Below are 1661 nucleotides of genomic sequence, written 5' to 3'. Positions count from 1 at the left end.
CACGACCGGCAGTCGGGGCTGTTGCAGCAACTGGTGGTCAGAGAACGGCCGGGGAAATTCTGCTTTCGATTCTGGCAGGAAGGTGCTGGCTACGACCGTAACATTCATTCCCGATCAGCAATTATGGCGGCCATTGAGTATATCCACCTGAACCCCGTCCGACGTGGCCTGTGCCAAAGAGCGATCGACTGGAATTGGTCCTCTGCCCGTTATTACCAGTGTGAACCTGTGAAACAACAGGCTCCGTTGCTACCTTTTCTCCACGGCCCTCCACCCGGATGTTTCGATTGAATCCACATTGACACTGGCTAAGGCCAGTGGCACCCAAATACAATGCCATTTGACAGTGCCGCCCGTCCGACCCGTTCTGTATCTGTACATTTACGACGACACGCAGCTTGGCCGATGATTTCATTCGTAAGCAAGACGAACGTCTCAGTGGTGGAAAGTTTCAACGCACGGAATTTGCCGTCGGAACAGCTGTGTCCGTTTGGGGATTCCGTGCAAGCGGACGCATCGACAATAGCGCGCATAAGGAGTTCACAATTTCGAATAGCTGCCGAGCGTTCGAGTGGAAATCCCAGCGTTACCGACTACAAATCGTCATCCATGACGAAAAAGACGAATCCCACTGTTTCGTGTCTGTTCGTACATACTAAAACCGACCTGTGCAAAAAACCCTGTCGGGTCTTTGAGGCGACGAATATCGAGTCGGAATCAACGACAGGGTGGCGGGGGCGCTCCGCGTTAGCGGAAGCCCCCGGTAGGGTGGCTGTGGTCAGATTTCCAGGATAAGCATTGCATTCGGAGCAGACGCCATCGACAATCTGGCCCCAGTTGCGAATCACGTTCGCCTGAGTCATGCGTTCCGGGGGCAGATGGCCGTCGAAGTGGACTCACGTGGGAAGACCTTTCGCGGCCATCTGCCCCCCGCCACCCGTCCGCAATTGATTGCCTGCGTGTTAGGCTGACAACTTTGCAGCCTATAGGCAATGCGGTGGTCATCGTATAGTCAAGCTAGGCGACTCAACCACACCATGAGCATCGCAATTGAGACATTTCCGGTGATGCCGACCCGCCCATGCAGCTTTTGCCTGTCTTTGCAGGGAGGCAGTGTATTCGCGGACTTCGACACGGATGATACCGGCACAGTTTCCATTCGCAGGATTTCATTCGATGGCTATGGCTGCTGTCACGTGAAGTCCGCCACGAGGATGAGTTCGAACGATTCACGTTTGCTCTTGGATGCGATTGCTCGCAGTGAGGTTGAGAGCGTTCAGGTCGAGGAGGTGTTGCGGAGATACTTCCGGGAGAGCAAGGACATGATTTGGAGCGACGCTCTCGCTGAGCATGATTTACTTTGACCCATCCTGGCGTCGGCCCACCCTACCTCACTCAATCGCGCGGCTCTGAAAACCCGGTCTCCCAGATCACATCACAGTGTAGACAGAAGAACTCAATAGGTTCGCCTGGACGACGAGTTGGATTATCCAGTTTCGCTCCGCAATCAGCACATCGATAGCGATTCAGCAGGCGAGGTATTATCGAAATTTGTGTTCTGTCGAGGCACAGAAAGGCGGCGTATCCTGTTGATGACTTGACTCTTCAACGGCCCGACGCGGGCACAAGGATACGCCATGAGACAGACTACGACAGCCACG

General features: G+C 54.4%; 1 protein-coding gene. It reads left to right on the top strand.

What is annotated here, in order from left to right; all coding sequences use genetic code 11:
• Nucleotides 1-1037: 1037 nt before the first annotated feature.
• Complete coding sequence (locus VB712_RS13985; protein ID WP_323255735.1) at nucleotides 1038-1364, top strand: hypothetical protein; 327 nt, start codon at nucleotides 1038-1040, stop codon at nucleotides 1362-1364.
• The last annotated feature ends 297 nt before the right edge of the window (nucleotides 1365-1661 follow it).

Origin of the sequence: Spirulina sp. CCNP1310 (assembly GCF_034932185.1) — a bacterium.
Taxonomy (GTDB): Bacteria; Cyanobacteriota; Cyanobacteriia; order Cyanobacteriales; family Spirulinaceae; genus Spirulina.
The sequence above is the reverse complement of the archived record's forward strand: the minus strand, read 5'-3'. Positions and strand labels throughout refer to the sequence as shown.